The 26321-nt window shown below is 71.9% G+C and carries 28 protein-coding genes and 1 pseudogene; 17 read left to right on the top strand and 12 right to left on the bottom strand.

Annotated features, from left to right (window positions below):
- Positions 1-2 precede the first annotated feature (2 nt).
- The 15 genes from BN12_RS04975 to BN12_RS05045 all read left to right on the top strand — a co-directional run bounded on the left by BN12_RS04975 (position 3) and on the right by BN12_RS05045 (position 12330).
- Positions 3-404: an SRPBCC family protein gene (locus BN12_RS04975; protein ID WP_048550568.1), complete on the top strand. Its 402-nt coding sequence runs from the start codon at positions 3-5 to the stop codon at positions 402-404.
- A gap of 49 nt (positions 405-453) precedes the next feature.
- A complete protein-coding gene (locus tag BN12_RS04980) occupies positions 454-1230 on the top strand; it encodes an SDR family oxidoreductase (protein WP_048550570.1) in 777 nt (258 codons plus the stop codon).
- A gap of 67 nt (positions 1231-1297) precedes the next feature.
- A complete protein-coding gene (locus tag BN12_RS04985) occupies positions 1298-1510 on the top strand; it encodes a TOBE domain-containing protein (RefSeq protein WP_048550573.1) in 213 nt (70 codons plus the stop codon).
- A gap of 64 nt (positions 1511-1574) precedes the next feature.
- Positions 1575-2192, top strand: a complete 618-nt coding sequence (locus BN12_RS04990; RefSeq protein ID WP_048550576.1) for a cysteine hydrolase — start codon at positions 1575-1577, stop codon at positions 2190-2192.
- A 221-nt stretch (positions 2193-2413) separates the two neighbouring features.
- Complete coding sequence (locus BN12_RS04995; RefSeq protein WP_048550577.1) at positions 2414-2737, top strand: ArsR/SmtB family transcription factor; 324 nt, start codon at positions 2414-2416, stop codon at positions 2735-2737.
- The gene (locus BN12_RS05000; protein WP_048550579.1) at positions 2737-3237 is read left to right on the top strand and encodes an SRPBCC family protein; all 501 of its coding nucleotides are present in this window, start codon (positions 2737-2739) and stop codon (positions 3235-3237) included. Before BN12_RS04995 ends, BN12_RS05000 begins: the two co-directional genes overlap by 1 nt.
- On the top strand, positions 3234-3776 hold the full coding sequence (locus tag BN12_RS05005; protein ID WP_200901149.1) for a DinB family protein: 543 nt from the start codon (positions 3234-3236) through the stop codon (positions 3774-3776). Before BN12_RS05000 ends, BN12_RS05005 begins: the two co-directional genes overlap by 4 nt.
- A 93-nt stretch (positions 3777-3869) precedes the next feature.
- A complete protein-coding gene (locus BN12_RS05010; RefSeq protein ID WP_083454428.1) occupies positions 3870-4484 on the top strand; it encodes a nucleotidyltransferase family protein in 615 nt (204 codons plus the stop codon).
- Positions 4485-4511: 27 nt separating this feature from the next.
- A complete protein-coding gene (locus tag BN12_RS05015) occupies positions 4512-5435 on the top strand; it encodes an AAA family ATPase (protein WP_048550583.1) in 924 nt (307 codons plus the stop codon).
- 8 nt (positions 5436-5443) lie between these two features.
- Entirely contained in the window at positions 5444-6577 is a 1134-nt protein-coding gene (locus tag BN12_RS05020; RefSeq protein WP_048550584.1) for a vWA domain-containing protein, read from the top strand.
- Positions 6570-7796, top strand: a complete 1227-nt coding sequence (locus tag BN12_RS05025) for an XdhC family protein (protein WP_048550586.1) — start codon at positions 6570-6572, stop codon at positions 7794-7796. The genes BN12_RS05020 and BN12_RS05025 overlap by 8 nt, the downstream gene beginning before the upstream one ends.
- A 23-nt stretch (positions 7797-7819) precedes the next feature.
- Positions 7820-8287 (top strand): (2Fe-2S)-binding protein, encoded by a 468-nt coding sequence (locus BN12_RS05030; RefSeq protein WP_048550588.1) that lies wholly within the window; start codon positions 7820-7822, stop codon positions 8285-8287.
- Positions 8284-10734: a xanthine dehydrogenase family protein molybdopterin-binding subunit gene (locus tag BN12_RS05035; protein WP_048550591.1), complete on the top strand. Its 2451-nt coding sequence runs from the start codon at positions 8284-8286 to the stop codon at positions 10732-10734. Before BN12_RS05030 ends, BN12_RS05035 begins: the two co-directional genes overlap by 4 nt.
- On the top strand, positions 10731-11588 hold the full coding sequence (locus BN12_RS05040; protein WP_048550593.1) for an FAD binding domain-containing protein: 858 nt from the start codon (positions 10731-10733) through the stop codon (positions 11586-11588). The genes BN12_RS05035 and BN12_RS05040 overlap by 4 nt, the downstream gene beginning before the upstream one ends.
- Positions 11589-11592: 4 nt before the next feature.
- Positions 11593-12330 carry an SRPBCC family protein gene (locus BN12_RS05045; RefSeq protein WP_048550595.1) on the top strand — a complete coding sequence of 246 codons (738 nt, stop codon included), beginning with the start codon at positions 11593-11595 and terminating at the stop codon, positions 12328-12330.
- A 39-nt stretch (positions 12331-12369) separates the two neighbouring features.
- On the opposite strand, the gene BN12_RS05050 is transcribed toward BN12_RS05045, so the two are convergent.
- From BN12_RS05050 to BN12_RS05060, 3 genes are all read right to left on the bottom strand, one after another.
- A complete protein-coding gene (locus BN12_RS05050) occupies positions 12370-14733 on the bottom strand; it encodes an arylsulfatase (protein ID WP_083454429.1) in 2364 nt (787 codons plus the stop codon).
- A 37-nt stretch (positions 14734-14770) separates the two neighbouring features.
- Positions 14771-15211 (bottom strand): hypothetical protein, encoded by a 441-nt coding sequence (locus BN12_RS05055; RefSeq protein WP_157635354.1) that lies wholly within the window; start codon positions 15209-15211, stop codon positions 14771-14773.
- 214 nt (positions 15212-15425) lie between these two features.
- Positions 15426-16334, bottom strand: coding sequence for a LysR family transcriptional regulator (locus BN12_RS05060; RefSeq protein ID WP_048550600.1), 909 nt, complete (start codon positions 16332-16334; stop codon positions 15426-15428).
- A 126-nt stretch (positions 16335-16460) separates the two neighbouring features.
- Here BN12_RS05060 and BN12_RS05065 point away from each other — a divergent pair, with 126 nt between their 5' ends.
- A complete protein-coding gene (locus tag BN12_RS05065; protein WP_048550604.1) occupies positions 16461-16799 on the top strand; it encodes a hypothetical protein in 339 nt (112 codons plus the stop codon).
- 34 nt (positions 16800-16833) lie between these two features.
- Here the strand turns inward: BN12_RS05065 and BN12_RS05070 are convergent, their stop codons facing one another.
- The 8 genes from BN12_RS05070 to BN12_RS05105 form a co-directional block, all read right to left on the bottom strand.
- A complete protein-coding gene (locus BN12_RS05070) occupies positions 16834-17049 on the bottom strand; it encodes a dodecin (protein ID WP_048550606.1) in 216 nt (71 codons plus the stop codon).
- A 178-nt stretch (positions 17050-17227) separates the two neighbouring features.
- A complete protein-coding gene (locus tag BN12_RS05075) occupies positions 17228-18094 on the bottom strand; it encodes a PaaX family transcriptional regulator (protein WP_235432304.1) in 867 nt (288 codons plus the stop codon).
- A complete protein-coding gene (locus BN12_RS05080; protein WP_083454430.1) occupies positions 18087-18599 on the bottom strand; it encodes an acyl-CoA thioesterase in 513 nt (170 codons plus the stop codon). Before BN12_RS05080 ends, BN12_RS05075 begins: the two co-directional genes overlap by 8 nt.
- Positions 18596-20971: a bifunctional salicylyl-CoA 5-hydroxylase/oxidoreductase gene (locus BN12_RS05085; RefSeq protein ID WP_048550608.1), complete on the bottom strand. Its 2376-nt coding sequence runs from the start codon at positions 20969-20971 to the stop codon at positions 18596-18598. Before BN12_RS05085 ends, BN12_RS05080 begins: the two co-directional genes overlap by 4 nt.
- A gap of 13 nt (positions 20972-20984) precedes the next feature.
- On the bottom strand, positions 20985-22658 hold the full coding sequence (locus BN12_RS05090; protein WP_048550609.1) for an AMP-binding protein: 1674 nt from the start codon (positions 22656-22658) through the stop codon (positions 20985-20987).
- A complete protein-coding gene (locus tag BN12_RS05095) occupies positions 22655-23578 on the bottom strand; it encodes an acyl-CoA thioesterase (protein ID WP_327152640.1) in 924 nt (307 codons plus the stop codon). The genes BN12_RS05090 and BN12_RS05095 overlap by 4 nt, the downstream gene beginning before the upstream one ends.
- Positions 23575-24060, bottom strand: coding sequence for a cupin domain-containing protein (locus BN12_RS05100; RefSeq protein WP_048550612.1), 486 nt, complete (start codon positions 24058-24060; stop codon positions 23575-23577). The genes BN12_RS05095 and BN12_RS05100 overlap by 4 nt, the downstream gene beginning before the upstream one ends.
- 45 nt (positions 24061-24105) lie before the next feature.
- Entirely contained in the window at positions 24106-24927 is an 822-nt protein-coding gene (locus BN12_RS05105) for a fumarylacetoacetate hydrolase family protein (RefSeq protein WP_048550615.1), read from the bottom strand.
- A gap of 137 nt (positions 24928-25064) precedes the next feature.
- On the opposite strand from BN12_RS05105, the gene BN12_RS05110 reads away from it, so the two are divergent.
- A complete protein-coding gene (locus BN12_RS05110) occupies positions 25065-25493 on the top strand; it encodes a RidA family protein (protein WP_048550617.1) in 429 nt (142 codons plus the stop codon).
- Between the two features lies 1 nt (position 25494).
- Here BN12_RS05110 and BN12_RS05115 read toward each other — a convergent pair.
- A pseudogene (locus BN12_RS05115) lies at positions 25495-26321 on the bottom strand (AAA family ATPase); the annotation flags it as partial.

Below are 26321 nucleotides of genomic sequence, written 5' to 3' on the forward strand. Positions count from 1 at the left end.
CGATGACCGAGACCCAGGTGGAGCAGACCGAGGACGCCGCAACCGTGGCGGTGTCGCGAATGATCGCGGCGCCGCCGGTCCATGTGTGGGAGGTCCTCGTCAGTCCGCCCGGGTCCGAGGCGATCCTCGGCCGCGGCGCGACCCTGGGCAGCAAGGGACAGTCGTGGCACAGCGACGAGGGGTCCGTCGGCTGTGTGCGCAGCTTCCACCCCGTCGAGCAGATCCGCGTGTCGTGGCACGAGACGCCCGACGCGCCGCGCTCCGTCGTCGAGATCGACGTCGTCCCGGACGGCACGAGCACCCGCGTCGACCTGCGTCACGACCGGGTGAGCGGCGACGTGTCCTCCGACGAGGCGCGGTGGAACGCCGCTCTCGACCGCTTCGCGGACGTCGTCGCCCGCTGAGCAGCGTCGCGCCGCGCCCCGGGCGGGACGACGGTCCGACGGAGGACACATGAACCTGTTGGCGGACCGGGTGGTCCTCGTGAGCGGAGGCACCCAGGGCGTCGGCGCCGCCGTCGTCCGCGCCGCCCTCAGGCAGGGGGCGACCGTCGCCTTCAGCGGCCGACGGGCCGAGGCGGGGGAGTCCCTCGCCGCGCAGCTGCGGGATGCCGGCGGCGAGGTGACCTTCGTGCAGGCCGACGTCTCCGACCCGGCGCAGGCCACCGCCTCCGTCCAGCGGGTCGTCGAGTGCTACGGCCGGATCGACGGGCTCGTCAACGCCGCCGGACTCACGACCCGGGGGACGCTGCTCGACACGACGCCGGAGCTGTTCGACGCGCATGTCGCCGCCAACCTCCGCGGGCCGTTCTTCACGATGCAGGCCACCGTCCGCGACCTGGTGCGGCGGGGTGAGCCGGGGGCGATCGTCAACGTCATCACCATGTCCGCACACGGCGGACAGCCGTACCTCGCGCCGTACGTCGCCTCGAAGGCGGGCCTCGTCGGCCTGACCCGGAACGCGGCATACGCCCACCGGTTCGACCGGATCCGGATCAACGGGCTCAACATCGGCTGGACCGAGACCGAGGGCGAGGACGCGATCCAGCGGCGCTTCCACGGCGCCGACGACCGGTGGCGCGCCGAGGCGGCGGCGCGGCTGCCGATGGGCCGGCTCGGCCAGGTCGACGAGATCGCCGACATGGTCGTCTTCCTGCTGTCCGACCGCAGCGGCGTCGTCACGGGGTCGGTCATCGACTGGGACCAGACCGTGCCCGGCGCCCACGACTGAGGCGCATCTAGAGTTCGGCGTATGCCGTGGCACCCGTCCACGGCATACCCGGCACGAAGGAGACCCCATGCGACTGTCCACCCGCAACCAGCTGTCCGGCTCGGTCACCGAGGTCGCCCTCGGCTCCGTCATGGCGACGGTCAAGGTGCGCCTCGACGGAGGCGACCAGATCGTCACTGCGTCGATCACGAAGGAGGCGGCAGAGGACCTCGCGCTCGAACCGGGCAAGCCGGTCACCGTCCTCGTCAAGTCGACCGAAGTGATGCTCGGCGTCGACTGAGCGTGCTTCGATGAAGTGACCCCGCCGCCCACGGGGTCCACGGCACGACGACGAGAGGACTCCCATGTCCGACGACACCCTGACCCTCGACCCCGCCAAGACGGCGGTCGTCCTCATCGAGTACCAGAACGAGTTCACCTCCGACGGCGGCGTCCTCCACGGCGCGGTCGCCGAGGTCATGGACCGGACGGGGATGCTCGAGAACACCAAGGCCTTCGTCGAGAAGGCCCGCGCCGCCGGCGTGACGATCATGCACGCGCCGATCACCTTCGCTCCGGGGTATGCGGAGCTGACGCGGCACCCCTACGGCATCCTCGCCGGAGTGGTCGGCGGCAACGCCTTCGTCAAGGACACCTGGGGCGCGGCGATCGTCGACGAGCTCGCGCCCGCCGAGGGCGACATCCTCATCGAGGGCAAGCGCGGCCTGGACACCTTCGCGAGCACCAACCTCGACTTCATCCTCCGCAGCAAGGGCATCGACACGGTGATCCTCGGCGGGTTCCTCACCAACTGCTGTGTCGAGTCGACGATGCGCAGCGCCTACGAGAACGGCTACCGCGTCATCACGCTCACCGACTGCGTCGCGGCGACGTCGGTCGAGGAGCACGACAACGCCATCAGGTTCGACTACCCGATGTTCAGCCACCCGCTGGAGTCGACCGCGGTGGCCGCCGCCCTCTGACCCCAACCCTCGACCGCCCTCTTCCCGGGTGCTGGCCCCCCGCTCGCTTCTTCCCGGGTGCTGGCCCCCCGCTCGCTTTATCGGGTGACCCCGGAACACTGAGCCTCACCCGGCTCTTCTTGTCGGGTGAGGCTCAGTGTTGTGGGGTCACCCGATAAAGCTGTCGAGAGGGCAATGCATAGCTGTTGCGTTATATAACGTAGTGGGTATGCTTGACCATCATGGATGCCGTCCTCCACGCGTTGGCCGATCCGCACCGGCGGGTCATGGTCGAGGCGCTGTGCGGGGGCGAGGCGACGGCGGGACAGCTCGGCGCGCTCGTGCCGGTGAGCCAACCCGGCGTGTCGCGACACCTCGCGGTGCTGCGCGACGCCGGACTCGTCGACGTGCGTCCGGACGGACAGCGGCGGGTCTACTCGCTGCGCCCGGCGGCACTCGCGGAGGTCGACGACTGGCTGACCGAGCGCCGCCGGGTCTGGGAGCAGCGGATGGCCGCCCTCCACACCGAGGTGGCCCGCGGCAGGAGACAACGAAGGAGCGAGTGATGACGACGGTTCAACAGGGAAGCCTCACCGGATGGGTCAACGAGGCCGGCAGGGCGGGCACGGTGCACGTCGAGGACGTCTACGACACCGACATCGACGACCTGTGGTCCGCGGTGACCGACCCGGCCCGGCTGGCCCGGTGGGTGGCCGTCGTCGAGGGGGACCTGCGACCGGGCGGCACCTTCGAGGCGCGGTTCACGAGCACCGCCGAGGGGCCGGGGCGCATCGAGATCTGCGACGCGCCGCACCACCTGCTCCTCACCATGCGGCCCGACACCGCCGAGCCGGCCGAGATCGAGGCATGGCTGACGAGCGAGGGCGAGGGCACCCGGCTCGCCGTCGAGGAGCGCGGCCTGCCCGTCGACAGGGCTCCCGACCACGCGGCCGGGTGGCAGGCCCACATCGAGGACCTGCGAGCCCACCTCGAGGGTCGCCCCGCGGCGTCCTGGCCGGACCGGTGGTCCGAGCTCATCTCGAGCTACCGGCCGGACGGGGCGTGACGGTCGCCCCGCAGGCGCCGGACATCCCGCCCCCGAGGAGCACGTCGGGCGAGGCGAGGGAGCGGCGCGCGCTCCTGGCATACCTCGATGCCCAGCGCGGTGTCGTCCTCGACGTGATCGCGGGCCTCGACGACACGTCCCTGAGGACGGCCGTCGTGCCGAGCGGCTGGACCCCGCTCGGGCTCGTGGAGCACCTCGGGCACGCCGAGCGCTTCTGGGCGCAGGCGGTCCTCGCCGGCGAGGTGACGGGGCTGCCGTGGGCCGACGACGGGGACGCCGACGGGCCGTTCACGAGCGCGCACGCCGTGGCGGAGGTCCTCGCGTTCTACCGGGACCAGTGCGCGCGGACCGACGCGATCCTCGACGGCCTGACCCTCGGCGAGCGTCCACCGGGTGTGCGGCGACCGGATCTGCCCGCCGAGGTGGACGACGTGCGCGATGTCGTCCTCCACCTCATCGAGGAGACCGCCCGTCATGCCGGGCACCTCGACATCGCCCGCGAGCTCCTCGACGGACGCACCGGTCTCGGCCCCCGCTGACCCCTTCGCACGTGCCGAGCTGATGTCGTTCAGACCGCGTTCGGGCGACGACAACTCGGCACGTGCGACGGGGAGTGGGGTTCAATGACGGGTATGCCGGTCGGGATCCTCCTCGCTGCCGGCGCCGGCGCCCGGATGGGCCGCCCGAAGGCGCTCGTGCGGGACGCCGACGGGACGTCGTGGCTGCTGCGGGCGGTGGCCTCGCTCCTCGACGGTGGGTGCTCCCCGGTCCTCGCCGTCCTCGGCGCGGAGGCGGAGGCGGCCGCGGAGATCCTCGACGAGGCGGTGCGCCGCGGCGATCCCGCCGTCCGAGGCGACGTGCGCCGCGTCGTCGCCCTCGACTGGCGGGAAGGGATGGGCGCCTCGCTCCGGGTCGGCCTGACCCACGCGCTCGGTCTCGAGACCTCCGGACCGCCTCCCACGACGGCGTGCCTCACGCTCGTGGACCTGCCCGACGTCGACGGCCGCGTCGTCCGCCGCGTCGTAGACGCCGCAGGTGAGGACGCAGCCGCGCTGGCCCGTGCCGCATACGCGGGGTCTCCTGGGCATCCTGTCGTAATTGGCCGGAACCATTGGCTTTTCGTCATCGAGCAGGCGTCGGGGGACCGCGGAGCACGGGACTACCTCGCGAGCAGACCCGTCGCTCTCGTCGAGTGCGGCGACCTCGCGACCGGCGCCGATATTGACTCGGGGGAAACCTCGCCATAGCCCCTCGTCATGGGTGATGATCGGGTCATGGAACCGTCCTCGGGCGAGGTCGCCTGGTCGCCGACATCGGTGGCGGAAGTGGCCGAGGCGCTCGGCCGGACGGGGTACCTCACCGACGACGCGCTGGCGACCGTCGCGTTCCTCGCCCTCCGGCTCGGGCGACCGCTCCTTCTCGAAGGCGAGCCTGGGACGGGCAAGACGACCCTGGCCGAGGCCCTCGCGGAGGCCCTCGACGTCCCGCTCGTCCGAATGCAGTGCTACGAGGGCATCGACGCGAGCCAGGCGCTCTACGACTGGGACTTCCCGCGCCAGATCCTCCACCTGCGCGCCCTCGAGACCGTCGCGCGAGCCGCGGGAGGAGACGACCAGGCGGCCGACCCGACCGACGTCGAGAAGTCGCTCTACGACGAGCGGTTCCTCCTCGCGAGGCCGGTGCTGCGGTCGTTGCGCGAGAGCCCCGTCGTCCTGCTCGTCGACGAGATCGACCGCGCCGACGACGAGTTCGAGGCGTTCCTCCTCGAGGTCCTGTCGACCTACCAGGTGAGCATCCCCGAGCTCGGCACGATCCGCGCCGCGACCCCGCCCGTCGTCGTCCTCACCTCCAACCGGACCCGCGAGCTGCACGACGCGCTCAAGCGGCGCTGCCTCTACCACTGGATCGACCACCCCGGGCTCGAGCGGGAGCTCGCGATCGTCCGGAGCCGGGCACCCGAGGTGCCGGCGGCCCTCGCCGCGCAGGTCGTCCGGATGACCCAGGAGCTGCGGACCCGCGGGGACCTCCTCAAGCCGCCGGGGGTCGCCGAGACCCTCGACTGGGCCCGCGCGCTCGACGCCCTCGGGTCGGTCGACCTCGACGTCGAGACCGCCGCCGCGACGCTCGGCGCGGCGATCAAGTACCACGACGACGCGGAGCGGGTCCGCGCGAGCCTCGCCCGGATCCTCGGGGGCTGACCGACCGTATGCCGACCGCCACCGCACCGACGCCGACGTCACCGGAGGAGCTCCTCCTCGGGTTCGCCCGCGCCGCCCGCGCCGCGGGCCTGCCCGTCACGGCCGACCGCGAGACGGCGCTGCTCGAGGCCGTGGCCCTCGTGGGGATCGACGACGGGGCCGGGACGTACTGGGCCGGGCGGGCGACGCTCTGCTCGGCACCCGACCACCTCGAGCGCTACGACCGGGTCTTCGCCGCGTGGTTCCACGCCGCGGCGCGCCCACGAACCGCCGGCCCACCGACGCCGGCACCGGTGCCCATGGCCTCCCTGGCCGACGGCGAGACGCTCGACACGGACACCGGGACGGACGACCCGCGCGGCATGCATGCCGTCGCGAGCCGGGCAGACATCCTGCGCCACCGCGACGTGGCGACGCTGACGGCGAGCGAGAAGGCCGACCTGGCAACGATGTTCGGGTCGCTGCCGCAGCCTCGGCCGCTGCGCCGCTCGGCCCGGCGAACGCCCTGGCGTCGCGGCGAGATCGACGCCCACCGGACCCTCCGCCGACACCTCGAGCTGTGGGGTGAGCCGGCCGGGCTCGAGTGGCGCCGCCGTGACTCGGCCCCTCGGCGCGTCGTCCTCCTCGTCGACGTGTCCGGCTCGATGGCTCCGTATGCCGACGCGCTCCTGCGCCTCGCCCACCGCTGGTCGGTCCGGGGCCGGGGCCGCCGGGACGTCCACGTCTTCACGATGGGCACCCGGCTCACCGACGTGACGAGAGCCCTCGATCGCCCCGACCCGGAGCAGGCCCTCGCCGCCGCCGGAGACGTCGTACCGGACTGGTCCGGCGGGACGCGCCTCGGGGAGACCCTCAAGGCCTTCCTCGACCAGTGGGGACGGCGTGGACTGGCCCGCGGCGCCGTCGTCGTCGTGTTCAGCGACGGCTGGGAGCGGGGCGGCGCCGAGCTGTTGGCCGAGCAGATGGCGAGGCTCCGGGCGGTCGCGCACCGCGTCGTGTGGGTCAACCCCCACAAGGGGAAGCCGGGCTACCTGCCCGTGCAACAGGGCATCGTCGCCGTGCTTCCCTACTGCGACGACCTGCTGGCCGGCCACTCCTACGCGACCTTCGAGGCCCTGGCGGAGGTGGTGGACCGTGCGTGAGGTGCTGCCCGACCTGCTGCGCTGGTGGGAGGCGGGCGAGGACGTCGGCCTCGCGACCGTCGTCGCGACGTGGCGGTCCGCACCCCGCCAGCCCGGCGCAACGATGCTCGTCGGTCCGGAGGGGGAGGCGGTCGGGTCGGTCTCCGGGGGATGCGTCGAGGGCGCGCTCTACGAGCTGGCCCAGGAGGTCGTCGCCGACGGGGTGCCCGTCCTCCAGCGCTACGGCGTGAGCGACGACGACGCGTATGCCGTCGGGCTCACCTGCGGGGGGATCCTCGACGTCTTCGTCGAGGCGGTGTCCCGGCGCACCTACCCGGAGCTCGGCGCCGTCGCCGCCGACATCGAGTCTCGCGTCCCCGTCGCCGTCGCGACCGTCATCGAGCACCCCGACCCCACGTGGCTCGGCCGCCGCCTCGTCGTCCACGGCGAGGAGCACGAGCAGGGGTATGTCGGATCCCTGGGGAGCGACCGGGCGGAGGCCGCCGTCGTCGACGACGCGCGCGGGCTGCTCGCGTCCGGACACTCAGAGACCCTCACGTACGGCCCGGACGGCCAGCGCCGGGGCGAGGGCATGCGCGTCTTCGTCACCGTCTTCGCGCCGGCGCCGCGGATGCTCGTCTTCGGGGCGATCGACTTCGCCGCGGCGTGCGCGAAGATCGGCTCGTTCCTCGGCTATCGGGTCACCGTCTGCGACGCCCGGCCCGTCTTCGCGACGCGGAGCCGGTTCCCGGACGCCGACGAGGTCGTCGTCGACTGGCCGCACCGCTACCTCGCGGCCCAGGCGCAGGCCGGGGCGGTCGACGCCCGGACGGTCGTCTGCGTCCTCACCCACGACCCCAAGTTCGACGTGCCGCTCCTCGAGGTGGCACTGCGGCTCCCGAAGGTCGCCTACATCGGCGCCATGGGATCGCGTCGCACCCACGAGGACCGGCTGGACCGGCTCCGCGAGGCGGGCCTCACCGAGGACGAGCTGGTCCGGCTGTCGAGCCCGATCGGCCTCGACCTCGGTGCGCGCACCCCGGAGGAGACGGCCGTGAGCATCGCCGCCGAGATCGTCGCCCTCCGGTGGGGCGGACACGGGCGGCGTCTCGCCGACGTCGACGGGCCCATCCACCGCAAACGCGGAGGCGTCCACGGGAGGGTCTCCGCACCCTCGGAGGCGGGCTCATGGCATACCTCAAAACCCTTGCACGACAACAGGGCTGGCACGACGATCTGAAGCACCCAACCGAGGAGTCACAGATGACCCGCATCACCGTCACCGTCGACGACGTGTCATACACCGACGAGGTCGAGCCGCGAACGCTGCTCGTGCACTACCTGAGGGAGCAGCTCGGCAAGACGGGGACCGTCGTCGGGTGCGACACGAGCAACTGCGGGGCGTGCACCGTGCACCTCGACGGGGTGAGCGTGAAGTCGTGCAACGTCCTCGCCGTCCAGGCCGACGGGTCGACCGTCACGACGATCGAGGGACTCGCGACGGACGGGCGGCTGCATCCCGTCCAGGAGGCCTTCCACGAGTGTCACGCCCTCCAGTGCGGCTACTGCACGCCGGGCATGATCATGCAGTCGATCGACCTCCTGCGCGACAACCCCGACCCGACGGAGCAGGAGATCCGCGAGGGCCTCGAGGGCAACCTGTGCAGATGCACCGGCTACCACAACATCGTCAAGGCCGTGCAGTATGCCGCCGCCGGAGGTGCGAAGTGACCGTCACCGACGAGCGTCCCGCCACCAAGGAGGTCGGGTCGCGCCGCACCCGCAAGGAGGACCAGCGGCTCATCACCGGGCGGACCCGGTGGACCGACAACATCCAGCTCCCGGGGATGCTCCACCTCGCCATGGTGCGCAGCCCGTTCGCCCACGCGAAGGTCCTCTCCGTCGACACCGCGGCGGCGAAGGGCGCCCCGGGGGTCATGGGCGTCTTCACCGGCGCGGACCTCGCCGAGACGCAGGGAGCGAACATCAACGCCTGGCCCATCACGGCCGACCAGGTCACCCCGACCCACCTGCCCGTCGTCGTCGACCACGTCGCCTGCGCGGGCGAGATCGTCGCCGTCGTCGCGGCCCGGTCGGCCGCCGCCGCGCGGGACGCCGCCGAGCTCGTCGACGTCGACTACGAGGAGCTGCCCGCCGTCCTCGACATGAAGGAGGCGCTGACCGACGCCGTCCTCGCCCACCCCGACCTCGGGACGAACAAGTCGGCCTTCTGGACGCTCGACTCCGCGGAGGCCGGCACCGGCGCCGACGTCGACGAGGCCATCGCGAAGGCCCGCGAGGACGGCATCGTCATCGAGCGGGAGTACCGCCAGCAGCGGCTCATCCCGGCGTTCATGGAGCCGCGCTCGACCGTCGTCGACCCGACGGGGGAGCAGATCGTCATCTGGTCGGCCACCCAGGTGCCGCACATCCTGCGGTTCTGCATCGCCGCGACGACCGGCATCCCCGAGTCGAAGATCCGGGTCATCGCCCCCGACGTCGGCGGCGGCTTCGGCGGCAAGCTCCAGACGACACCGGAGGAGTTCGCGACCCTCGCGGTCGCCCGCAAGCTCGGCAAGCCGGTCAAGTACACCGAGACCCGCTCGGAGTCGCTGCTCTCCGGCCATCACGGGCGCGACCAGTGGCAGAGGCTCACCCTGTCCGCCGAGAAGGACGGGACGGTCACCGGGTTCAAGGTCGAGCTGCTCGCCGACCTCGGCGCCTACGTCGCGATCGTCGGCGGGGGCGTGCCCGTCCTCGGGGCCTGGATGTTCAACTCGATCTACAAGTTCCCGGCGTACCGGTTCACCGTCCAGACGATCCTCACGAACAAGCCGTGGGTCGACGCCTACCGGGGGGCCGGGCGCCCCGAGGCGACGTTCGGCATCGAGCGGATGATGGACGAGCTGGCCGCCGAGGTCGGCGTCGACCCGTTGGCGATCCGCGAGAAGAACTGGATCACCCACGAGGAGTTCCCGTTCACGACGGTCGCCGGCATGACGTACGACTCGGGGAACTACGAGGCGGCGACGGCCAGGGCCACGGAGCTCTTCGACTACGACGGGATGCGGGCCGAGCAACGCCGTCGTCGGGAGTCCGGCGACCCGGTGCAGCTCGGGATCGGCGTCTCGACGTTCACCGAGATGTGCGGGCTCGCGCCGTCCCGGATCCTCGGGCAGCTCAACTACGGCGCCGGCGGCTGGGAGCACGCGTCGATCCGGATGCTCGCGACGGGCAAGGTCGAGGTCATCACCGGGACCTCCCCGCACGGGCAGGGCCACGAGACGGCGTGGAGCCAGATCGTCGCGGACCGCCTCGGCATCCCCTTCGAGGACGTCGAGGTGCTCCACGGCGACACCCAGATCGCGCCGCGTGGCCTCGACACCTACGGTTCGCGCTCGCTCGTCGTCGGGGGCGAGGCCGTCGTCCGGGCCGCCGACAAGGTCATCGAGAAGGCGAAGCCGGTCGCGGCGCACCTCCTGGAGGCCGACGTGGCCGACATCGAGTTCACGGACGGCACGTTCGGCGTGCGGGGCACCGACAAGGGGATCGGCATCGCCGACCTCGCCCTCGCCGCGTTCGCCGCCCACAACTGGCCCGACGGGCTCGAGCCGAGCCTCGACGCGGAGGCGACCTTCGACCCGGACAACTTCTCCTTCCCCCACGGCACGCACCTGTGCGCGATGGAGGTCGACACGGAGACCGGGGCGACGCGGATGCGCAAGTACGTCTGCGTCGACGACGTCGGCGTCATCGTCAACCCGCTCATCGTCGAGGGCCAGGTGCACGGCGGCCTCGTCCAGGGAATCGCGCAGGCCCTCTGGGAGGGCGCGGAGTTCGACGACAACGGCACCCTCGTGACCGGCTCGTTCGTCGACTACACGCTGCCGACGGCAGCCGACACGATCAGCTTCGTGACCGACCACACGACGTCGCCGTCGACGACGAACACGTTGGGCACCAAGGGAGTCGGCGAGGCCGGGACCATCGCCTCGACACCGGCCGTCGTCAATGCCATCGTCGACGCGCTCCGACCCCGTGGCATCCACGACGTCGAGATGCCGTGCACCCCGGAGCGGGTCTGGCGGGCGATCCGGTCCGCGGGCGCCGACTCCGCCGGCGCGGCCCCGTCCGCCGCCCAACCCCATTTCGACGAGTCGGAAGGTGACGTCCAGTGATCCCCGCCCAGTTCGACTACGTGGCACCCGAGTCCGTCGAGGACGCCCTCGCGGCGCTCGCCGCGGCGGGCGACGAGGCGAAGGTCCTCGCGGGCGGCCAGAGCCTCCTACCCGTCCTGCGGATGCGGCTCAACGCCCCCGAGGTCGTCGTCGACCTCGGCCGCATCCCCGAGCTGCGGGAGATCTCCGACGACGGCGAGGCGATCGTCATCGGGTCGATGGCGACGCATTCGGCCGTCGTCGCGAGCGACCTCGTCCGCGAGCACGCTGCGCTGCTCGCCCGGACGGTGGCCGAGGTCGCCGACCCGCAGGTCCGCCACCGCGGCACGGTCGGCGGAGCGCTCGTCCACGCCGACCCGGCGGGCGACGTCGGTGCCGCGGCCCTCGCGCTCGATGCGGAGTTCACCATCGTGGGACCCGGTGGCTCCACGCGGACCGTCGCGGGCGCGGACTTCTTCGTCGACCTCTTCGAGACGGCCGTCGGCGAGGGCGAGCTGCTCACGCGGATCCGGATCCCCAAGCACACCGGCTGGGGCGCGCACTACGAGAAGTTCGTGCGGGTCGCCCACCAGTGGTCGATCGTCGCGGTCGCCGCGACCGTCCGGGTCGAGGGCGGGACGATCGCCGAGGCCCGGGTGGGCCTGACGAACATGGGCTCCACGCCGCTGCGGGCCCGGTCGGTCGAGGAGGCGCTCGTCGGCCGGCCGGCCACCGAGGACGCCGTGCGCGCCGCGGCCGCCTCCGCCGCCGACGGGACGAACCCGCCCTCCGACCTCAACGGCGACAGCGACTACCGCAAGCACCTCGCGACGGTGCTCACCCGGCGCGCCGTCCTCGCCGCGGCACAGGGGTGAGCCCGTGGAGCTGAAGCACAACTTCACGGTGCCCGCGCCGGTCCAGGCGTCGTGGGACCACTTCATGGACATCGCGTCGGTCGCCGAGTGCTTCCCCGGCGCGACGGTGACCGGCGTGTCCGAGGAGGAGTTCTCCGGGACGGTCAAGGTGAAGCTCGGCCCGATCGCCTTGCAGTATGCGGGATCCGGCACCTTCGTCGAGCGGGACGACGACGCGCACACGGCGACGATCCGCGCCAACGGCAAGGACAGGCGCGGCAACGGCACGGCCGGGGCGACGGTGACGATCGCCCTGGCGCCCGACGGGGACGGGACCGCCGTCGACGTGACGACGGATCTCGCCGTCACCGGCAAGCCCGCCCAGTTCGGCCGCGGCGTCATGCAGGACGTGTCCGACAAGCTGCTCGGCCAGTTCGTCGCGTGCCTCGAGCAACGGCTGACGGCCGCGCCGGCCGCTGCCTCGGGCGCCGAGGCCGATGACACGAGTGCATCGAGCCCCGGCGAGGTGTCCGACGCCTCCGGTGCCCCGGCGGCCGCCGAGGTGGCCGGGGCGTCCGGCACGACACCGGCGCCGTCGGCGAGATCGGCGCCGTCGCATGCCGCCCCGCCGCCGGCAGCCGACGACGCCCTCGACCTCGGCGCGGCGGTCGTCCCCGTCCTGCTCAGGTCGTACGCTCCGCACTTGGTCGCCGCGCTCGTCGGCTTCGTCCTCGGAGTGCTCGTGGGGCGCCGGCGCCGCTGACGGGCCGCCCCACCGCGCGCTCTGCAGCCGGCTGACAGGTCACTGGTGGACCATGACGGCGCGGAGGTGTCCGTCGTCGCCGCCCCGGCCGGGCGGCTCGAGGTCGAAGTGCACACGGCGGATGCGGCCTTCGAACCTGTTGTGCACCGGGAGGTACTCGTCGATGACCGGCGTGCCCCGGTCGACGCCGATGTTGAAGGTCTCGTCGAAGGAGAAGTAGTAGGCCGTCGTCCGGGGGATGTGGACCGTGCCGACGACCCGGCCGTCGACCTCGAGTGCGACATCGGCCGCGCCGCCGGGGGGACCGCCGCCGTACCTGAAGCGCACGACGACCTGGCGCCTACCGGGCGGCAACGGCGATGACCCACGCGCGACCACCAGGGTGCGCCCGACGAAGTTGTAGGCATAGGCAGGAACTCCGTCGCGGCAGTAGAGCGACCACCCCCCGAACCGGCCTCCTTGGGCTGCCACGACCCCATTGACGTTGGGACCGACCTCGAGGTCGGCCGTGATGACGAACGAGCGGTTCTTCAGGTTCGGGGCAGCCTCCTCCGTCAGCCGCCCGACCGAGGGTCCGAAGCTGATGCTCGCTCGTCCGTGATGGAGGTCCAGCCGGCCGGCGACCTGCGGGTTCTCCCGCTCGGTCACGCGGTCGTCGAGAGGGAGCACGTGGTGCTTTCGCGCCTCCTCCTCGAAGAGGCCTCGGAGCTCCTCCAGGCGCCCGGGATGCCGGGCCGCCAGGTCCTGTGCCTGGCTCCAATCGCTGTCGAGGTCGTACAGCTCCCAGGTGTCCGCCTCGAAGGGCCGGCGGGCCGTGTCGACCATCTCCCACGGGGTGCCGTGTCGGGTGACGGCGTTCCAGCCGTCGTGGTAGATGCCGCGGTTCCCGACCATCTCGAAGTACTGCGTGGTCCGTCGGCCGGGAGCGTCGGCCTCGTCGAAGGTGTATCTGAGGCTGGTGCCCTCGATGGGCTGCTGCGCCACGCCGTCGATGCTGTCCGGCTGCGGCAGCCCGGCCGCGTCCAGGACGGTCGGGAGCACGTCGATGACGTGGTGCCACTGGTGCCTGATCCCACCGGGATCGGGGATCCGGTCCCCCCATCGGACGATCATCCCGTCCCGCGTGCCGCCGAGGTGCGAGGCCACCTGCTTGGTCCACTGGTACGGCGTGTTCATCGCCAGCGCCCAGCCCACGGGGTAGATCGGGTAGGTCGTCGGGTCACCCAGGGTGTCCAGCCGGGCCGCCATGTCCGCGGTGTCGTCCAGGAGCCCGTGGCCGACGAGGTGCTCCCTGAACGTCCCTCGCGGACCCCCCTCGCCGGAGGCTCCGTTGTCGCCGAGCAGGTAGATGACGAGGGTGTCGTCGAGGACGTCGATCTCGTCCAGGGCCGCTATCAGCCGGCCGACCTGGGCGTCGGTGTGCTCGGCGAACCCCGCGTAGGTCTCCATGAACCTCGCTGCGACACGCTGCTCCGTCCCATCGAGGTCGTCCCAGTGGGGAACCCCCTCCGCCCAGGGCGCGAGCCGTGTGCCGTCGGGGACGATCCCGAGCTGCTTCTGGCGTGCGAGCGTCTGCTCACGCTGCACGTCCCATCCGGAGTCGAACCGCCCCGCATACGTGTCCCTCCACCGCGCGGCCACGTGGAAGGGCGCGTGGGTCGCCCCGAACGCGAGATAGGTGAAGAAGGGCCGGTCGGGCGTCAGCGCCTGTTGCGTCGTCACCCACTCGATGGCATGGTCGACGAGATCCTCGGAGAGGTGGTAGCCGTCCTCGGGCAGCAGGTCGGGTTCGACGGGCGAGGTACCTCGGTACAACTGTGGATACCAGTGGTTCATCTCCGCGCCCATGAAGCCGTAGAAGGTGTCGAACCCCTCGCCGGTGGGCCACCTCGTGAACGGTCCCGATGGGCTGACCTCGACGGGCGGCGTCTGGTGCCACTTGCCGAAGGCGGCTGTGCTGTAGCCGTTCCCTGCGAGGATCTGCGCCAGCGTCCCGGCCGATGCGGGACGGTAGCCGTGATAGCCGGGCTCCGGGGTGGACATCTCCGAGGTGACCCCCATGCCGACCGAGTGGTGGTTCCGGCCCGTCAGGAGGGCCTGGCGGGTGGGCGAGCACAACGACGTCACGTGGAAGCGGCTGTACCGCAGCCCCTCGTCGGCGAGCCGCTGGGCGGTCGGCATCTCGCACGGCCCGCCGTAGGCCGACGACGCCCCGAAACCCATGTCGTCGATGAGCACGATGAGGACGTTCGGCGCGTCGGCCGGGGCGCCGACCGGCTTGATCGGCCTCTCCTGCGTGTCGACCGCGAGGGGCAGCCGCCTGCGGTCGCGCGAGCCGAGCGGTGACCCGCCGATCGTGGTCGAGGAGGTCGGGTCGTCGGCGAAGGTGTCGTCGTCTCGCATCAGGTGGCTCCTTTCGGTGTCGGGAGTGGGGTCGGGCTCATCGGCGTCGCAGCACCTCACCCATGGTCAGCTCGCCGATCGGGCCCATGGCACACACCCACTCGTCCTCGAGGATGCAGCTGATCGCCTCGTGGGCTCCCAGGGCGTACCTCTGCGCCAGGACGATGCGGTGTCCCACCGGCATGGCGAGATGACTCGGACACTCGAGGGCCGGTGGTCTCACGGCTTCCTCGAGCTCGGCCGGCAGAGAGCCGTCGAGCTCCCGCAACGCCCAGACCGTGGCCGAGAGCAACGTCGCGGTCGCCAGGGCTGCGCGCCGCCCGTCCAACAGGTCGGGGATCACGACCGGTCTGCTCGCCACGGCCCACACCGAGGCGTCCGGCGTGAGCGCCAGGAGGATCCCGAGGTCACCCGAGCACTGGCCGACCGCCCAGGCCACCTCGGGCGCGGCCGCGGGCCACCATCTCGTCGCGGCCACGCGGTCAGGTACCCCCACCGTCGAGCGCGGCGACGGTCCCCTGGCACTGCCGGCCCAGGACGTCCAGGCTTCGCTCCATCGCCGCTCCTCCTCCGAAGCCGTCGTCGCCTGGGTGTTCGCCGGTCACGCCCCGTGGCGCGGCGTTGGAAGCACTGTGGCGTTCTCCCCCGGGAGGTGTCAACGGGACTTTGACTACCGCAGCCATAGTCACCGTCTATGGCCGACCTGGATCCTCCTCTGATCGGTCGGCCAGCACGGCATTCGTCGTGACATCGAGGAAGTGATGTCCGAGCGAACTGAGACCATGCGACCGCCACACGATATAGACGGACGCGCGGGCCGGGGGCTCGAGCCGCACGAGACGGGCGCCCTTCTCGGCCGCCGCCCGAGCCAGGCCCTGCGGGAGCAGCGAGGCACCGGCGCCGGCGAGGATCATCGGCACGACCGATGCCAGATGTGCTGTCTCCACGGCCACGTCGCTCGGTCGCCCCACCTCTTCGAGCCGCTCGTCCATCAGGGCACGCAGGGCGGTGCCTTCGGGTGTGCTGACGAGGCCGAGGGTCAGCAGATCCTCGAACGTGACCGACTGTCCCGTCAGGCTCGAGTTGGGTGGAATGACGGCAAGAAGCTCGTGGTTGGTCAACCAGCGACTCTCGAGGACCCCCACAGGTGGTCGGCCGTCGACCAGTCCCAGCTCGGCGGCGCCCACCCGGACCGACTCCAGGACCTCGCTACGACGCGCGGGATCGGCGACACTGAAGCGGACTCCCGGGTGCAGGATGCGGAACGTCCCGATCATGCGGGCCAGAGGATCGACGGCCCACAGGGTGTTGGCGATGATCGACAGTTGACCGAACTCACCCTCGCTGACGGCCTGGACCGCGCCGCGAGCCAGGTCGATCGATCGCAGGGCGCGACGCGCCGGCTCCAGCAGCGCCTCGCCGGCAGGTGTGAGCCGGGTCCCTCGGGAGGTGCGGGCGAACAGCTGCGCCCCCAGATCGCGCTCCAGGAAGGCGATGGCGTGGGACAGTGACGGCTGCGAGATGGCGAGCGACGACGCCCCACGGGTGAAGCTGCCCTGCTCGGCGACCGCGACGAAGTACTCGAGATGGCGGCGGTCCACGCGGCGACACTATCCAAGACGATCCCGCGGGACGACGGATGCCCGCCCGCCACACCCGAATCCGGCGCCATGGCATACCGCTCCACCTTTCCCACAGGCGTGACGAAGGAGTGCCAGGATGGTGGCGTGGCATCGGACACTCGGATGGTGGCGCTGGGCTTCGGCACGTTCGCCCGTGCCGACCGGATCTTCGCGCTCGAACGGATCACCGGCGCGGACCGCGGCGACGGTCATCGCACCCGGGTCTGGATCGAGGGAGTGGCCGAACCCTTGATCGCCTCGCGGACCGAGAGCACGATCCTTCGCGACATGGGTCAGGAGGCGGCCATCGGGGGTCCGGAGCTCGACGAGGCGCTGGACCTCGCCGCGCGCCTGGCGGCCGCGGCCGATGCGGGCCGGGTGGATCTGAACGACCTGGGCCGACGCGCGCGGCGGCTGCTGGCCTCGACGACCGCCTCCGCGTAGCCACGACCTGGGGCCGGTGGCGGGACGGCGCGCCTCACTCGTCCTCGTCGATGCGGAAGCCGACCTTCATGCCGACCTGGACGTGCTCGATCTGACCGCCCTCGAGATGCCCCCGGATCTGCGTCACCTCGAACCAGTCGAGGTTGCGGACCGCCTCCGACGCCCGACGCAGGCCGTTGCGGATGGCGTCGTCGATGCCGTCGTGCGAGGTGCCGACGATCTCGGTGATGCGGTAGGTGTGCGTGGACATGCGGGGCCTCCAGCTGCTCGATGTCGGTGGGCGTGTGCGACGCCTCATTCCATCGTGTCGGTCCACCCGTGTCCACGGCTGGGGGAGCGCGATGTGGCCGTGGTCCCGGACGGGAAGAGGCGGAGGTAACGGGACACCGCACCGGCGGGGCCGGTCCCGGCGCGTCGACGGGTAGACGTCAGGGCCGGCCGGGCCAGTACGCCGCGGCGTGTCGCAGTGCCGGCCCCTGGAGGGCGTCGACGAGCCGCTCGAAGAGCGCGCCGGCCGCGGGCGCGCTCCACTGCGGCGGCAGCACCTCGCTCGGGAGACCGGGGTCGCGGTAGGGCAGCTTGCGCCAGTGGTCGACGACTCGCAGGTATGCGACGAAGGCCTCCTGGGCCTCGAACCCGCCGCCGTCGATCTCGTCGAGCCGGTCGGCGAGGGGTGAGCACACCCGAAGGAAGGTGCGGTAGCGGTCGTCGATCGCCTCGAGGTCCCAGCTGTCGGCGAGGAGGTCGCGCAGGTCCTCGCCGCCGGCGTAGTCCCCGCGGAAGATCGCGCACCGTGGGAGGAGCCCGAGGTCGTCGATCGCCTGCTCGGCGGCGCGGCGCATCCGGTCCGGGGCGATCCACACGCCGGATCCGACGTTGCCGAACCCGAGCGAGGACAGCGCCGAGCGGAGCTGGTGGCGCTTGGTGCGGTCGGACTCGGGCACCGAGAAGCTGACGATGCACCAGCCGTCCTCGAGCCGAGCCGGTGGGCGGGCGTGCCAGATGACCTCGTCGCCCGCGGTGAGCGCGGCGAGGGAGGTCTCGGTCAGGGCATATCCCCGGACGCCGGACCGGCTCTCCGAGGCGAGCCACCCCCGCCGCTTGAGCCGGAAGACGGCGGTCCGGACGCTCTGGGCGTCCAGGCCGGCCTGGGTCATCAGGTCGACGGTGCCGCCGATCGGCATCCAGCTGCCGAGCCGGTGGGCGACGGCGCCGAGGAAGCTGACGACCATCGTCCGCGACCGCTGGGCTGGCGCGTCGGCGACGGGCTCGTCGGAGGTCTCGGGCTCACTCATCGCCCGCATTCTTCCCGAGGGCCGGGCCCGGCCCGGGGTCGGGTGAGTCGTCGAGGTCCACGCCGAGCCGCGCCACCCAGACGGGCGGCCACGGCGCGCTCCGGGCGTCGCCGTCCTCGTGTCCCCCGACGATGTGGACGGTGACGTAGCGGCCGTGGGCGGCCCGGACCGCGGGTCGTCCCTCACGTGCCCCTCCCCAGACCTCGAAGGAGAAGGTCATCGAGCTGCGCCCGAGACGGGTCAGGGTGACCGATGTCGTGACCTCCTGCTCGAAGTGCAGCGGCGCCTCGAACGACACCTCGTAGCGGACCCGTGGGGCGACGGGGAAGTAGCCGGCGAGGCCACGCTCCCGGATGAGCGCGGCCTCCGCCGCCTCGACGTACCGCACGACGGCCGTGTTGTGGTAGATCCCCGCCGCGTCGGTGTCGATCCACTCGACGCGCGTGCGGTGGACCCCGGTCGGCCCGGTCGAGCCGCCCGGACCCGGCCGATCGGGGCCGGTCACACGACGGCCGGGTCGCGTTGCGGCTGCCAGCGCACGTGGACCCGGTCCACGGCGCCGTCGCGGAGCAGGGACAGCCGCGGCGGGATCTTGTCGGTGCGGGCGCTCGGCGGCCGGCGGCGGCCGGCCTTCCACGGGTCGGGCCACTCGGCCGCGGCCCCGACGTACTCCTGCTCCGCCGCCGCATGGAGGGTCCAGTGCGGGTCGTAGAGGTGGGTCCGGCCGAGGGCGCACAGGTCGGCGCGGCCGGCGAGGAGGATCGAGTTGACGTCGTCGTAGGAGGAGATGGCTCCGACGGCGATGACGGCGACCTCCGTGCCGGCGGCGGCCTCGTGCCGGATCCGGTCGGCGAACGGCGTCTGGTAGGAGCGGCCGAAGGCCGGCTTCTCGTCCTTGGTCACCTGGCCGGACGACACGTCGATGGCGGCCGCGCCGTGGGCGATGAACGCGCGGGCGATCGCGACGGAGTCGTCCGGCGTGTTGCCGTCCGGCACCCAGTCGGTCGCCGAGATCCGCACGGTGACGGGGATCGACGGCGGGACGGCGGCGCGGACCGCGTCGAAGACCTCGAGCGGGAAGCGCAGCCGGTTCTCCAGGCTCCCGCCGTACTCGTCGGTCCGCTGGTTCGACACCGGGGAGAGGAAGGAGGACAGGAGATACCCGTGCGCCGCGTGGACCTCGACGAGGTCGAACCCGGCCTCGACGCCTCGCCGGGCGGTGGCGACGAAGTCGGCGACGATCGTGTCGAGGTCCTCGCGGGTCGCCTCGCGGGGGACGTGGCAGCCCGGGCCGTAGGCGACGGCCGAGGGTCCGACGACCTCCCAGTTGCCCTCGTCGAGCGGCTCGTCCATGCCCTCCCACATGAGCTTCGTCGAGCCCTTGCGGCCCGAGTGGCCGATCTGCAGGCCGATCTTCGCGGTCGTCGTGTCGTGGACGAAGTCGACGATCCGGCCCCAGGCGTCGCGCTGCTCGTCGGTCCACAGCCCGGGGCAGCCCGGGGTGATCCGCCCCTCGGGGGACACGCACGTCATCTCGGTCATCACGAGCCCGGCGCCGCCGAGGGCCTTGGAGCCGAGGTGGACGAGGTGGAACTCGTCGGGGACGCCGTCGGCCGAGGTGTACATGTCCATCGAGGACACGATGACGCGGTTCTTCAGCTCCAGAGGTCCGATCCGGGCCGGCTGGAACATCGCCGGCACGACCTCGTCGGAGCCGGCCTGGCGGGCGAACTCGGCCTCCATGCGGGCGGCGAACTCCTCGTCGCGCTCCTTGAGGTTCTCGAAGGTGATGCGCCGCGAGCGGGTCAGCAGGTTGAAGACGAACTGCGCGGGGTCCTGGCCCGCATACATCCCGATGTTCTCGAACCACTCGAGGGAGGCCTGCGCAGCGCGCTGCGTCGACTCGACGACCGGCCGGCGCTCGAGCTCGTAGGCCGTGAGCGCCTCGTCGACGTCGTCGTGCTCGTGGAGACACGCGGCGAGGGCGAGGGAGTCCTCCATCGCGAGCTTGGTCCCCGAGCCGATCGAGAAGTGGGCGGTGTGGGCGGCGTCGCCGAGGAGGACGACGTTGTCGTCGTGCCAGCGCTCGTTGCGCACCGTGTGGAAGGTGATCCACTTGGAGTTGTTCGTGAGGATCTCGTGCCCCTGCAGCTCGTCGCGGAAGATCTCGCCGATCCGCTCGACGGCATACTCGTCGGAGACCCCGGGAGGGAAGACCTCGTCCTCGGTGCGGTCCAGCCCGGCCCGCCGCCAGACGTCCTCGTGCATCTCGACGATGAACGTCGATCCCTTGTCGGAGTAGGGATACCCGTGGATCTGCATCGTGCCCCACTCCGTCTGCTTGACGAAGAACTGGAACGCCTCGAAGACGAGGTCGGTGCCGAACCAGATGTACTTGTTGTGGCGACGGTCGAGGGTGGGCCGGAAGACGTCGGCGCACGCCGTGCGGATCGTCGAGTTGAGGCCGTCGGCCGCGAGGACGAGGTCGTATGCCGTGCGCAGCTCCTCGACGGGGGGCGCGACGGTCCGGTAGCGGACGTCGATGCCGAGCTCGGCGACCCGGTCCTGGAGGATGTGCAGGAGCTCCTTGCGGGCCATCGCGGCGAAGCCCTGGCCGCCGATGGTGAAGCTCGTCCCGTTGAACCCGACGTCGATGTCGGTCCAGCGGGCGAACTGCTTCTCCATCCGCTCGTAGATCCGGCGGTCGGCCGTCTCGATGCCGCCGAGGGTCTCGTCGGAGAAGACGACGCCGAACCCGAAGGTGTCGTCGGGTGCGTTGCGCTCCCACACCGTCACGTCGTGGGCCGGGTCGAGGCCCTTCATGAGGGCGGCGAAGTACAGGCCTCCCGGCCCGCCGCCGGCGATCGCGATCTTCATCGGGTGTCCTCTCTCACGCGCCGACCGCCGACGTGCCGGGTCCGGTCGAGGAGGCCTCGGCCTGCACCTGGCGGCGGAGCTGGTAGTGCTGGAGCTTTCCACTGGAGTTGCGGGGGAGTGCGTCGACGAAGCGCACGTCGCGCGGGTACTTGTAGGGCGCGATCTGCTGCTTGACGTGGTCCTGGATCTCCTTGGCCTCCGCCGCGTCCCCGACGACGCCGTCCTTGAGGACGATGAAGGCGCAGACGACCGACCCGCGAGCCTCGTCGGGCCGCCCGACGACGGCGCACTCGGCGACGTCGGGGTGGGTGTCGATCGCCGCCTCGACCTCCGGGGCGCCGATGTTGTAGCCGGAGGAGATGATCATGTTGTCGGTGCGGGCCTCGTAGTAGAAGTACCCGTCCTCGTCCCGCCGGAAGGTGTCCCCGGTGACGTTCCAGCCGCCCTGGACGTAGACGCGCTGGCGCTCGTCGTCGAGGTACCGGCACCCGACCGGCCCGATGACGGCGAGCCGCCCCTCGGCGCCCGCGGGCAGCTCGTTGCCGTCGTCGTCGAGGATCGCCGCCCGGTAGCCGGGCACGGGCCGACCGGTCGCGCCGGGTCGGATGTCGTCGCCGGCGGCGGAGATGAAGATGTGGAGCAGCTCGGTGCCGCCGATGCCGTCGATGACCTCGAGGCCGATCTCGTCGCGCAGGTGCTCCCACGTCTGCTGGGGGATGTGCTCGCCGGCGCTCACCGCGGACCGCAGTCCCCGCAGCCGGTCGGCCTTGCCGACGGCGAGGATCCGCTTGTATGCCGTGGGCGCGGTCGCGAGGACGGTCACCCCGCAGTCGGCGACGATGTCGACGAGCTCGTCGGGCGTCGCCTGCTCGGTGAGCAGCGCGCAGGCCCCCGCGCGGAGCGGGAAGACGACGAGCATGCCGAGGCCGAAGGTGAAGGCGAACGGCGCGGTGCACGACACGACGTCGTCGGGCTGCAGGCGCAGGACGTGCTTGCCGAAGGTGTTGTCGACCGAGAGGACGTCGCGGTGGAAGTGGGTCGTGATCTTCGGGACCCCGGTGCTGCCCGACGTCGGCCCGAAGAGGGCGACGTCGTCGGCGGCCGTCTCGACCGCCGTGAACTCGCCGGACTTCGTGGCCGCCCGGGCCGTGAGGTGGTCCTGCGTGTCCCCGCCGAAGACGACGACCCGCATACCGGGTGCCGCCTGCGCGCTCAGCTCGTCGATCCCCTCGGCGAAGCGATGGTCGACGAGCGCGACGGCGGGCCGGCACTTGGCGACGATCGGTGTCAGCTCGCGGGCCCGGAGCGCGGCGAAGGTCGTCACGACGATGCCGCCGGCCTTGAGGATGCCGAGCCACGCCGCGACGGTCCACGGGTTGTTGGGGGAGCGAAGCATGACGCGGTTCCCGGGGACGAGGCCGAGGTCCTCGATAAGGACCTGGGCGACCTGGTTGGCGCGGCGCTGCAGCTCGCCGTAGCTCCACGTCCCGCCGTCCGGCGTCCGCAGGGCGGGGCGGTCCGGGCCGAACCGCGCGACGGCGACGTCGATGAGCTCGGCGCCGGCGTTGAGTCGCTCGGGGTACTGCAGGTCGGGGGTGGTGAACTCCAGGACCGGCCACTGGTCCGCCGGCGGCAGATGGTCGCGGGCGAAGGTGTCGAGGTATGCGGAGGGGGAGAGTGACGTCATTGCTGGGCTCCGTGGGTGTCGCGGATCATGCCCTCCTGGACGACGGTCGCCAGGTGGGTGCGGTCGGACCCGAAGAGCCGACCGGAGGCGAGGCCCCGGCCGCGGTCCGCGGCGAGCGCCTCCTGGGTGTAGAGGACCCATCCGTCGACGGGTCCGGGACGGTGGAACCACATCGCGTGGTCGAGGCTCGCCGTCACGAGGCCGGGATCGGCCCAGGCGAGCCCGAGGACGCGCAGGACCGGCTCGAGGATCGTGTAGTCGCAGACGTATGCGAGGGCCGTCTGGTCGCGCTGGGCGTCGGTGAGTCCCTCGACGGGACGCAGGCTGTCGAAGGGCCGGAGCCAGACGGCCTGATGCGGCTCGCGGTGGCCGTCGACCGTGAGGTACACCGGTCCGGGGACGTGCCGCATGTCGAAGCCGCGCCCCCCGGACCAGTAGGCCTTCGACGTCTCCGTCATCGTGCCGCCGCTGCGCTGGGCGAGGTAGTCGGCGCTGCTCGGCAGGTCCTCCGGCGACGGGACGTCGCCGGGCAGCTCGACGGCATACGTCCCCCCCGGCTCGCCGGCGGCGAAGCTGGCCAGGCACACGTAGACCGGCTTGCCGTTCTGGAAGCCCCGGACCTGGCGGGTGCTGTAGCCCCGGCCGTCGCGGAGCACCTCCACCTCGTAGCGGACCTCCGCGCCGATGTCGATGGGGCGCAGGAAGTAGGAGTGCATCGAGTGGAGGGTCTTGCCGTCGGTCACCGAGCGGATGGCGGCTGCGGCGGCCTGGGCGACGGGGTCGCCGCCGTAGGCCTTCGGCCACGGGCACGGCTGCGTCGTCGCGGTGAACGCGAGGTCGTGGACCTCCGGCTGCGCCGGGGTGAGCGTCACCGCGGCGGTGAACAGGGCCGAGGTCGGCGCGTCCGTCGCCACCGTCACGGGCGGTCCGCCCAGTCGCGCAGCTCGGCGTCGGTCACCTGCGGGAGGTTGACGACGATGTTCTCCGGGGTCCGGGTCGTCATCCACGTCAGCGGACGGTTCCGGTCGATGTTGCACTCGACGTGCGGCATGAACGGCGGGACGAAGACCCAGTCGCCCTCCTCCATGTCGATGTAGTCCTCGTAGCGCTCCCCGAAGTAGATCCGGGCCCGGCCCGAGAGGACGTAGCCGCCCGTCTCCGCCTCGCCGTGGTGGTGGGGGACCGAGCGGTAGCCGGCGTCGTTGCTCACCTTGCCGAACCAGATCCTCGTCGCCGGCGTGTGCTGGATGCTCACGCCGGAGATGCGGGTGGCGCCCTCGGACTGGCCGGTGCTGCCCGGCTCCTGTCCGGCCCGGGTGACGACCGGGACGACGAGGCCGCTCGGCATGGCATACATCGAGTTGTCGCCCTCGAGCGTGTACTTGGACAGGTCCGGTTCCATGATGTGACTCCTCGTCGTTGTCTTCGGATCAGCGGTGTCTTCGGATCAGTGGTCGGTCAGGCGAATGGTGTTGCGCAGCAGGCCGATCCCCTCGATCTGGGTCTCGACGACGTCGCCGTCGCCGAGGAACCGCTGCGGATCGCGAGCCACGCCGACGCCGCCGGGCGTCCCGGTGAGGACGATGTCGCCGGGGCGCAGGACGGTGAAGGTCGAGATGTATGCGACGAGCGCGGCGGCGTCGAAGACGAGCGTCCGGGTGCTGGCGCGCTGGACCTCCTCGCCGTCGACGCGGCAGGTGATCGTCGACCCGGCCGCGGGGTCGACCTCGTCCGGGGTGACGAGGACCGGGCCGATCGGCGTCGAGCGGTCCCAGGCCTTGCCCTGGAACCACTGGAGGGTGCGGTACTGCCAGTCCCGGATGCTGATGTCGTTGGCGACGGTGTAGCCGGCGATCGCGGCACGCGCCTGTGACTCGTCGCCGCCCCGGATCTCGGCGCCGACGACGACGGCGAGCTCGGCCTCCCAGTCGACGTCGACTCCGCGGGGCAGCTCGATGTCGTCCGCCGGTCCGACGAGGGTGTCCGCGTACTTCGCGAAGAGCGTGGGGTGGGCCGGCAGCTCCCGGCCGGTCTCGCGGATGTGGTCGCCGTAGTTGAGGCCGCAGCAGACGACCTTGGTGGGGGTGGGGAGGGGGAGGACCGGCGTCGCGTCCTCGACGACGCCTCCGGCGAGGCGCGCGAGGTGAGCGACGGGCGTCGTCCGAAGCAGCGTCGACAGGTCCGGTGCCGGCAGCGACCGCCAGGTGCCGTCCTCGAGGACGGCGGCCGTCGTGCGGCCCGTCGGGTCGGCGACGGCGGCCAGACGCATGCTCTCTCCGTTCGGTGGGTCGGCTACGATATTCGCTTATCGTAACGATCGTTGAGAGAATGTCAATAGATCGCTACGATGAGCCCCGACAGACGCCGCCACCCCGAGCCGACCCGACCCACCCCGAGGAGCACGCCATGCCCGACCTGACCCCCGTTCCGGTGAACCCCGCCTCGCTCGCCGCGCCGAGCGGCTACTCCCACGGCACCCTGTCGGGGAACACGCTCCACCTCGGGGGCCAGACGGCGCTCGACCGGGACATGCGGATCGTGCCCGGCGGCATCGTCGAGCAGTTCCGGCAGGCGTTCTCCAACGTCCTCGCCACCCTTGCGGAGGCCGGAGGCGTGCCGTCGGACCTCGTGAGCATCACGATCTTCCTCACCGACATCCCCGACTACCAGGCGCACGGGCGCGAGATCGGCCGGGTGTGGCGCGAGCTGGCCGGACCCGTCTACCCCGCGATGGCCGGCATCGGGACGACGGGCCTGTGGCAGCAGGAGGCGCTCATCGAGATCATGGGTGTCGCCGTCATCCCCGACGACCGGCTGCGCCGCCCCACCGCCTGATTCAGGAACCCGTGAGGACGACGAGCTCCTGGGTCGCGCGGGTCATCGCGACGTAGCGGTCGACCGCCCCCTCGATGCCGTCGCCGAATTTCTCGGGGTTCACGAGGACGACGAGGTCGAACTCGAGTCCCTTCGCGAGCTCCGGGCTGAGCGACTGCACCCGCGGACTCGCCGGGAACCCGGGATCGCCGATGACACAGGCGATCCCGTCGTCATGGGCCTCGAGCCAGGCCGCGACGACGGCGGGCGCGTCGGACGCGGCGCCGTGGACGACGGGGATCCCGCTGTCGCGGATGGACGTCGGCACGTTGGCGTCGGGGAGCGCGGCCCGGATGACCGGCTCGGCCTCGGTCATGACCTCCGTCGGCGTGCGGTAGTTGATGCTCAGGGTCGCCAGGGCGAGGCGATCGAGCCCGACCCGCCGGAGGCGCTCCGCCCACGACGCGGTGAAGCCGTGCCGGGCCTGGGCCCGGTCGCCGACGATGGTGAGGCTGTGGGACGGGCAGCGTCGCAGCACCATCTGCCACTCGGCGTCGGTGAGCTCCTGCGCCTCGTCGACGACGACGTGGGCGAACGGCCCCGCGAGCAGCTCCGCATCCGATCGGGGAACCTCGTCCTCGTGGACGAGGGCCTCCTGCAGGTCGGCACCTCGCAGCATGGACATGACCATCATCTCCGAGTCGTCGGTCGCGATGAGGTCGTCGACGACCCGGTCCATCTCCTCCCGCTCCGCGGCGAGGGTCGCGTCGCGGGCCCGCCGCCGTCGGGACGCCTGCGGGTCGCCGAGCCGGTGACGCGCCGCGTCGAGGAGCGGCAGGTCCGCGACGG

The organism is Nostocoides japonicum T1-X7, assembly GCF_001046855.1.
GTDB classification, from domain to species: Bacteria; Actinomycetota; Actinomycetes; order Actinomycetales; family Dermatophilaceae; genus Nostocoides; species Nostocoides japonicum.